Consider the following 8,251-nt stretch of genomic DNA (forward strand, 5'->3'; position numbering starts at 1 on the left):
CCCGTCGGGCCGACGGTGCGCCCCCGCTTTCCCTCCGGGGCCGAACCGTCCCGGCTCATCTCAGCTGGGCCCGGCCTTGTAGCCGACCCCGCGCACGGTCACGACGATCTCGGGACGCTCCGGGTCCCGCTCGACCTTGGAGCGGAGCCGCTGCACATGGACGTTGACAAGCCGGGTGTCCGCGGCGTGCCGATAACCCCAGACCTGCTCCAGCAGCACCTCGCGGGTGAACACCTGCCACGGCTTGCGCGCCAGCGCCACCAGCAGATCGAACTCCAGCGGAGTCAGCGCGATCGACTGCCCGTCCCGCTTCACCGAGTGCCCCGCGACGTCGATGACCAGGTCACCGATCGCCAGCTGCTCGGGCGCCGGCTCCTCCGACCGCCGCAGCCGCGCCCGGATCCGGGCCACCAGCTCCTTGGGCTTGAACGGCTTGACGATGTAGTCGTCCGCGCCCGATTCGAGGCCGACCACCACATCCACCGTGTCGCTCTTGGCAGTCAGCATGACGATCGGCACGCCGGACTCGGCCCGGATCAGGCGGCACACCTCGATGCCGTCCCGGCCAGGCAGCATCAGGTCGAGCAGCACAAGATCGGGCTTTGTCTCGCGGAACGCCGCGAGAGCCTTGTCACCGTCCGACACGAACGACGGTTCAAAGCCCTCGCCGCGCAGCACAATGCCGAGCATCTCTGCCAGTGCGGTGTCGTCGTCGACGACCAGGACGCGTCCCTTCATTCGGCCATCATCCCATTACCTGATCGTGACTTACTCCATCGTGACGTGGAACACACCTCCGCCAGCCCGTCCCGGGTCACCGGAGACACCACTCCCGCCTCCGTGACGATCGCCGTCACCAGCTCTGCCGGCGTGACGTCGAAGGCCGGGTTGTAGGCATGTGCGCCCAGCGGCGCCACCGGAATCCCGGTGCCCGCCTCGGCTCCGGCCCCCCACATGTGCGGCAACGAGAACTCCGTCACTTCATGGCCCGGCCGCTGCTCCACCTCGATAGCGACTCCCTCCTCGGTCTGCAGATCCACCGTGCTGGTCGGTGCCACCACGATGAACGGAACGTGGTGGTACCGCGCCAGCACCGCCAGCGGATAGCTGCCGATCTTGTTGGCCACCGCACCGTCCGCCGCGATCCGGTCCGCCCCGATCAGCACCGCGTCCACCTCGCCCGCGGAGAACAGCGATCCCGCGGCACCGTCCGCCAGCACCGTGTACGCCATACCCGCACGCGCCGCCTCGTAGGCGGTCAGCCGCGCCCCCTGCAGCAGCGGACGTGTCTCGTCCACCCACAGCCGACGCAGTTCCCCGGCGCGGTGCGCCGCCAGCGCCACGGCCAGGGCGGTCCCCTGTCCCCCGGAGACCAGGGCACCCGTATTGCAGTGCGTGAGAATCCGGTGCGCGCCACCCGGCAGCAACCGACCGAGCAGCGCCCGGCCCTGCTCCGCCATCCGTGTACTGGCCTCGACGTCCTCCGCGTGCACGGCACGCGCCTCGGCCAGCGCGGCTGCCGCGGCAACCTCCGGATCAGCGCCGTCCGCCACCGCCCCGCGGTACGCCGCAGCCGCGCGCCGTACGCCGTACGCCAGATTGGCCGCGGTCGGACGGGCATGCGCCAGCGCCTCCGCCGCGTCATCGACGTCGAATCCCCGCGCCGCGGCCAGCGCGACGCCGTACGCGCCCGCGATGCCCAGCAGCGGCGCCCCACGCACGGCCAGTGTGCGGATCGCCTGAACCAGCGCCGGCACGTCCGTGCAGGCCAGCTCGGCCTCCTCCACCGGCAGCCGCGTCTGATCAAGAAGGACCAATACCGGTCCCTCGGGTGGTTCCGCCCAGCGCAACGACGGAATCGTGAGCGTCCCGGATACCTCGTGCTGATCAGCCATCCACTCAGTCTGCCGCCGACCACCCGTCGAGCAGAAGGTCCCCTTCCTCCAAGGGCGCGGGTACAAAGCGCCACCCCCCATGACACGATGACTGACACCGCGGACCCCGGACCCCCGCCGCCGCAGCGGACGGGCAGCAAGAAGGAGCGACGATGAACAACTCTCCGGGCTGGGCCTCGCCCGGATCCGCCCCCTCCGGCGAACCGGACCGCGGCACCCAGGAGCAGCCCCCCCGGTCGTCCGGCCCGGAAGACCATCCCGGCGGCGCGTCCGAGCAGCCGGCCCACCCGAACTGGTCGAGCAAGCAGCCGCCCGCCGGGCAGTGGACGGCCCCGGCCGGCATCCCCGGCCAGAGCGGCCCCGGCGGCCGGGGCGCCAAGGGCACCACCGGCGACCGCACCCGCGCCTCGTCCGGCGGCTCCGCCGCGCCCGGCTGGGGCACCCCGCCGGGCCCCGGAAACCAGGCCGCTTGGGGCGCCGGCCCCGGATGGGGCGGCGGCTGGGCCGCAATGCCGCCCGCCGCCAAGCCCGGCGTCATCCCGCTTCGTCCGCTCGGCGTCGGCGAGATCCTCGACGGCGCGGTCGCCACCATGCGCGCCCACTGGCGCACCGTGCTCAGCATCTCGCTGATCGTCGCGATCGTCTCGCAGACCGCCAACACGATCGTCACCGGAGTGTGGCTTCAGGGCACCGGCCACAACCCCGCCCTCGACGCCGGCGGCAACCCGCCGCTGCGCCAGGCCCTCAGCGACATGAGCGACTCGCTCGCCGGCTCCGCCATCTCCTCGCTGATCCGGCTGCTCGCCACCATCATCGCCACCGGGTTGCTGACCATGGTCGTCAGCCGCGCCGTGCTCGGCCGCCCGGCGACCGCCGGGGAAGCCTGGCGCGAGGCCCGCGGCCAACTCCCGCGTCTGCTCGGCCTGCTCGTCCTGCTGCCGTTGCTCATCACGGCCGTGTTCGCGGTCGGTCTGGTGCCCGGGCTCGTCGTCATGGCCGGCGGCTCGTTCGCCACGGGCCTGACCCTCACCCTGCTCGGCGGGCTCGCCGCCACCATCGTGAGCATCTGGCTGGGGGTCCGCTACAGCCTCGCCTCCCCCGCCCTCATGCTGGAGAAGCAGGGCGTCATCGCGGCCATGCGCCGCTCCGCCAAGCTCGTACGCGGCGCCTGGTGGCGGGTGCTGGGCGTCCAGCTCCTGGCCTACCTGCTGGTCGCCATCGTCCAGTTCATCATCCAGATTCCGGCCACCCTCATCGCCTTCATCATCGGCGGTGAGAGCCTCATGGACTGGGCGAACGGCACCAGCAACGGCACCGGCTGGCCGTTCCTGATCGTGCTGGGCATCGGCGCGATCATCAGCTCCACCATCACCTTCCCGATCAGCGCCGGTGTCACCGTGCTCGTCTACGTCGACCAGCGCATCCGCCGCGAGGCTCTCGACCTCGAACTCGCCCGCGCTGCCGGCCTCCCCGGCTACGACGCCGAACCCGCCGCCCCGGCCCCGGCCACCACCGGTCCTACCACCACCCCGGCACCCAGGCCCCCCGCCGACACCCCACCGGCCGACGGCCCCACCGCTGACTCCCCGTCGGACCGCACGGAGGAACAGCCGACAGCGGATCAGCAGACGGAGCACCACCTGACAAAGGCTCAACCGGCAGAGGCGCAACCGGCGGCGGCACGCAAGGAAGCGCCGGACAGCGCCACGGCAACCGGCACCGAAACCTCCGCCGCCCCCAACGCGCCCAAGGACGCCTCCGCCGACATCCCCGGCCCGCGCCCGAGCGACGCCACGCCGGGAGGCTGATGCGGTGACCACCGGGGGGAACACAGCCGCGCTCACACGTCTCATCGCGCGCTCCGACGACGACATACCGGTACGGATCCCACGCGGCCCCGCCCGGGAAGCGGCCCAGCGCGAGCTGTCCGACCCCCGGTACCACCAGCACGACCCCAACCCGATCCAGCGGGCCCTGAATTGGCTGTGGGACCACATCGGGGACCTCTTCCACACCGCCGCCGGGGCCACCCCCGGCGGCTGGATCGGACTCCTCGCCATCGTGGCGTTCGTCCTCCTGCTGGCCATCGCGCTCCGCCTACGGCTCGGGGCACTGCGCCGTACTCCGACCACCGGCGGCACGCTCTTCACCGACGCCCCCCGCACCGCCGCCGAACACCGCGCAGCCGCCGACCGGCACGCCACCGAAGGCCGCTGGAACGCGGCGATCCAGGACCGAATGCGGGCCATCGTCCTCGCCCTCGAAGAGCGGACCCTGATCACCCCCGGCCCCGGCCGCACCGCCGGCGAGGCCGCCGCCGAAGCCGGCCGGGCGCTCCCCCCGCACGCCGGCCAACTGCGCACCGCGGCCCGCACCTTCGACGACGTCACATACGGCGGCCGCCCCGGTACGGAACAGGCATACGCCCTTCTGACCGACCTCGACACCGAGCTGCAACACGCCAAGCCCCACCTGGCCGCCACCCCGACCAGGAGCCGCGAATGACCACGGCCACCACCGTCACCGCCGCTCCCGGCGCCACCGCGCGACGCCTGTGGGCCCGCTCCCGCGGACTGCTGCTGGCGCTGCTCCTGCTCGTCGTCAGCGGGCTGGTCCTGGCTGCCCTGCAGTCCGGTGAACAGTACGGCCGGCTCGACCCCCGCTCCGCGGACCGGACCGGAAGCCGCGCGCTCGCCCAACTCCTGTCCGCCCACGGCGTCACCACCGGCGTCGTGACCACCGCCGAGGAGGCCGCCGCCGCGGCCGGCCCGCACACCACTCTCCTCGTCGCCGATCCCGACGTCCTGACCGCAGACCAGCTGGCCACCCTCTCCACGGCGACCGCCCACACCCCCGGCCGCACCGTCCTGCTCGCCCCGGGCCCCGCGTCCCTCCAGCTCTTCGCCCCCGGAGTCCAGGCCGGTCCCGCGCTCACCAACGCCCCTCGCCGTCCCGCCTGTTCGCTGCCCGCCGCCCGCAGCGCGGGCGACGCCCTCCTCGGCGGCGTCCGCTACGAGACCACCGCCCCCGCGGCCGACCGCTGCTACCCCGGCGGCGGTCTGCCCACCCTGCTGCGCCTCCCGGCCCCCGGCACGGACCGCGACACCGTACTCCTCGGCTCCCCCGACTTCCTGTACAACTTCCACCTCGCCGAGCACGGCAACGCCTCGCTGGCCCTCCAACTCCTCGGTGCGCACGAGCATCTGGTCTGGTACCTCCCCTCCGTCAGCGACCCGTCATCCGCACAGGACAACCGGCCCGGCCTCCTCGATCTCATCCCCTCCGGCTGGAACTGGGCGCTGCTCCAACTCACCATCGCCGCCGTATGCGCAGCCCTCTGGCGCGCCCGCCGACTCGGCCCCCTCGTGCCGGAACGACTCCCCGTCACGGTCCCGGCCGCCGAAACGACCGAAGGCCACGCCCGCCTCTACGAACAGGCCCACGCCCGCGACCGGGCCTGCGCCGTCCTGCGTTCAGCGGTCCGCACTCGGCTCGCCCCCCTTATCGGGGTGCCCCCCGGGCACGCCCACACCCCGGACGTCCTTCTCCCGGCCATCCAGGCCCACTTGACCACCACCACGACCCCGGCCGCCGACCTCCACGCACTGCTCTTCGGCCCCGCTCCCGCGGACGACAAGGCCCTGGTGCGCCTGGCCGACCAACTCGACGCACTCGAAAACTCGATCGTTCCCCAAGAGAGGCACGCCCCCCGTGAGCACCCCGACCGCTGACAGCGCCCGAGCCTCCCTTGAGGAACTGCGCACCGAGATAGCCAAGGCCGTCGTAGGCCAGGACCCCGCCGTCACCGGCCTGGTCGTCGCGCTGCTGTGCCGCGGTCACGTACTCCTCGAAGGCGTCCCCGGCGTCGCCAAGACGCTGCTCGTCCGCGCCCTGTCAGCGACCCTCGAACTCGACACCAAGCGCGTCCAGTTCACCCCGGACCTCATGCCCAGCGACGTCACCGGCTCGCTGGTCTACGACGCCCGCAACGCCGAGTTCTCCTTCCAGCCCGGCCCCGTCTTCACCAACCTCCTTCTCGCCGACGAGATCAACCGCACCCCACCCAAGACCCAGGCGTCCCTGCTCGAAGCCATGGAAGAGCGTCAGGTAACCGTCGACGGCACGCCCCGCCCGCTCCCCGAACCGTTCCTCGTGGCCGCCACGCAGAACCCCATGGAATACGAGGGCACATACCCGCTCCCCGAAGCCCAGCTCGACCGCTTCCTGCTGAAGCTGACGATGCCGCTCCCCGCCCGCCAGGACGAGATCGACATCCTCACCCGCCACGCCGCCGGCTTCAGCCCGCGCGACCTGAACGCCGCCGGTCTTCGCCCCGTCGCCTCCGCCACCGACCTCGAAGCAGCCCGAGCCGCGGTTGCCAAGACCACGGTCTCCCCCGAAGTCACCGGCTATATCGTCGATATCTGCCGTGCCACTCGCGAATCCCCCTCGCTGTCTCTCGGCGTCTCCCCCCGAGGGGCCACCGCCCTGCTGTCCACCTCACGCGCCTGGGCCTGGCTCACCGGTCGCGACTATGTCACCCCCGACGACGTCAAAGCCCTGGCTCTCCCCACACTCCGGCACCGCGTCCAGCTCCGCCCCGAAGCGGAGATGGAAGGAGTCACCTCAGACTCCGTGATCAATGCCGTGCTCGCTCATCTCCCCGTCCCCCGCTGAGACAAGACCGTGGCCCTCACCGGACGCACCGCCCTCATCGCCGCACTCGGAGCCCTCTTCGTCGGCTTCGCACTGCCCAGCTGGCTCGGGATCCTGATCGTCCAACTCGCCCTGCTGATAGCAATCTTGTGCGATCTAGCACTCGCCGCGCCAGTGCGAAAGCTCCATTTCACCCGAACCGGTGACACAACAGTTCGACTGACAGGCGAAGCCCACATCCACCTCACCATCACCAACTCCGACCGCCGGACCCTGCGCGCCCAGATCCGCGACGCCTGGCCCCCGAGCTCCTTCCACCCCGGCTCCGACATCCCCGCGTCCCGCCACACCGCCCGCATCCCCGGCGGCGAACGCCGTCGCCTGAGCACCACGCTCCACCCCACCCGCCGCGGAGACCACCACGCCGTCCGCGTCACGGTCCGCTCCTACGGCCCACTCGGTTTGGCAGCCCGCCAGGGCAACCACCACGTCCCGTGGACTCTGCGCGTCCTGCCCCCCTTCACCAGCCGCAAGCACCTCCCCGCCAAACTCGCCCGACTCCGCGAACTCGACGGCCGCACCAGCATCCTGACCCGCGGCGAAGGCACCGAATTCGACAGCCTCCGCGACTACACCCACGGCGACGACACCCGCTCCATCGACTGGCGCGCCACCGCCCGCCGGCAAACCCTCGCCGTCCGCACCTGGCGCCCCGAACGCGACCGCCGCATCCTCCTCGTCCTGGAGACCGGCCGCACCTCAGCCGGCCGCGTCGGCGACACGCCTCGCCTCGACGCCTCCATGGACGCCGCCCTGCTCCTCGCAGCCCTCGCCGCCCGCGCCGGCGACCGCGTCGACCTGCTCGCCTACGACCGCCGCGTACGCGCCTCCGTACAAGGCCGCACCGCCCGCGACCTCCTGCCGGCCCTCACCGACGCACTCGCCCCCCTCGAATCCGAACTGGTCGAGGCGGACGCCCGCGGCCTGGCCGCCACAATCCACCGCCGCACCCCGCGTCGTTCCTTGATCGTCCTCTTCACCGGCCTCGACACGGCTCCCGTGGAGGAAGCCCTGCTGCCTGTCCTCCCCGGCCTCACCCAGCGCAACGAACTCATCGTCGCCGCCGTCGCCGACCCCCGCATCGAAGAAATGGCCGCCGGCCGCCGCACCCCTCAGGCCGTCTACGCAGCGGCTGCCGCGGAACAGACCCGCGCCGCCCGCCGCCGCACCGCGGACCGCCTCCGCCACCAGGGCATCACGGTCATCGACTCCACCCCGGCCCACCTGGCCCCCGACCTGGCCGACGCCTACCTCACCTTGAAGGCCGCCGGCCGCCTCTGACCACTCCCACCGCCCGCCCAAGACGGCCCCAACTCCAGCCCTGCACAGCGACAATCAACGACTGCGACGCGACGCTGAAGACACACAACACACAGCCTCAGCCGTGCCCACACCCACACCCACACCTACGGCTGCCTCTCGCCCCCTCCTCAGCCCTCCGCACCCCTCCCTGCAGCATGGGCCTCAGCATGACGGCACCCGTGCCGAAGGAGCAATCCACTCACCCCACTCGCCCCGGCACCAACCACCTCCCGGTGGGCCCCTGTCAAAAAGTTGCCCACAAACGCAGAAAGGCCCCGCACCATACGGTGCGGGGCCTCCCCACAAAGATTGTTCGGCGGCGTCCTACTCTCCCACAG

General features: G+C 72.1%; 7 protein-coding genes. 5 read left to right on the forward strand and 2 right to left on the reverse strand.

Annotated features, from left to right (window positions below; translation table 11 throughout):
* Positions 1-60: 60 nt before the first annotated feature.
* Positions 61-738, reverse strand: a complete 678-nt coding sequence (mtrA, locus tag ACO1BR_RS30020) for a two-component system response regulator MtrA (protein WP_030416996.1) — start codon at positions 736-738, stop codon at positions 61-63.
* On the reverse strand, positions 735-1,895 hold the full coding sequence (gene mtnA, locus ACO1BR_RS30025; RefSeq protein ID WP_426798234.1) for an S-methyl-5-thioribose-1-phosphate isomerase: 1,161 nt from the start codon (positions 1,893-1,895) through the stop codon (positions 735-737). The genes mtrA and mtnA overlap by 4 nt, the downstream gene beginning before the upstream one ends.
* Positions 1,896-2,047: 152 nt before the next feature.
* Here mtnA and ACO1BR_RS30030 point away from each other — a divergent pair, with 152 nt between their 5' ends.
* The 5 genes from ACO1BR_RS30030 to ACO1BR_RS30050 are packed head-to-tail and all read left to right on the forward strand — an operon-like array spanning position 2,048 to position 7,892.
* Positions 2,048-3,703, forward strand: a complete 1,656-nt coding sequence (locus ACO1BR_RS30030; protein WP_426798235.1) for a DUF7544 domain-containing protein — start codon at positions 2,048-2,050, stop codon at positions 3,701-3,703.
* Positions 3,704-3,707: 4 nt separating this feature from the next.
* A complete protein-coding gene (locus tag ACO1BR_RS30035; RefSeq protein ID WP_426798236.1) occupies positions 3,708-4,400 on the forward strand; it encodes a DUF4129 domain-containing protein in 693 nt (230 codons plus the stop codon).
* Positions 4,397-5,626: a DUF4350 domain-containing protein gene (locus ACO1BR_RS30040; protein WP_426798237.1), complete on the forward strand. Its 1,230-nt coding sequence runs from the start codon at positions 4,397-4,399 to the stop codon at positions 5,624-5,626. The genes ACO1BR_RS30035 and ACO1BR_RS30040 overlap by 4 nt, the downstream gene beginning before the upstream one ends.
* Positions 5,607-6,572 (forward strand): AAA family ATPase, encoded by a 966-nt coding sequence (locus ACO1BR_RS30045; RefSeq protein ID WP_426798238.1) that lies wholly within the window; start codon positions 5,607-5,609, stop codon positions 6,570-6,572. The genes ACO1BR_RS30040 and ACO1BR_RS30045 overlap by 20 nt, the downstream gene beginning before the upstream one ends.
* 9 nt (positions 6,573-6,581) lie before the next feature.
* Positions 6,582-7,892 (forward strand): DUF58 domain-containing protein, encoded by a 1,311-nt coding sequence (locus ACO1BR_RS30050; protein WP_426798239.1) that lies wholly within the window; start codon positions 6,582-6,584, stop codon positions 7,890-7,892.
* Positions 7,893-8,251: the final 359 nt, after the last annotated feature.

The organism is Streptomyces sp. YGL11-2 (genome assembly GCF_050054615.1).
Lineage (GTDB): Bacteria > Actinomycetota > Actinomycetes > Streptomycetales > Streptomycetaceae > Streptomyces.

Coding starts and splice junctions, on each gene's coding strand:
- mtrA (WP_030416996.1), bottom strand. CDS start 738: ATGAAGGGACGCGTCCTGGTCGTCGACGACGACACCGCACTGGCAGAG.
- mtnA (WP_426798234.1), bottom strand. CDS start 1,895: ATGGCTGATCAGCACGAGGTATCCGGGACGCTCACGATTCCGTCGTTG.
- ACO1BR_RS30030 (WP_426798235.1), top strand. CDS start 2,048: ATGAACAACTCTCCGGGCTGGGCCTCGCCCGGATCCGCCCCCTCCGGC.
- ACO1BR_RS30040 (WP_426798237.1), top strand. CDS start 4,397: ATGACCACGGCCACCACCGTCACCGCCGCTCCCGGCGCCACCGCGCGA.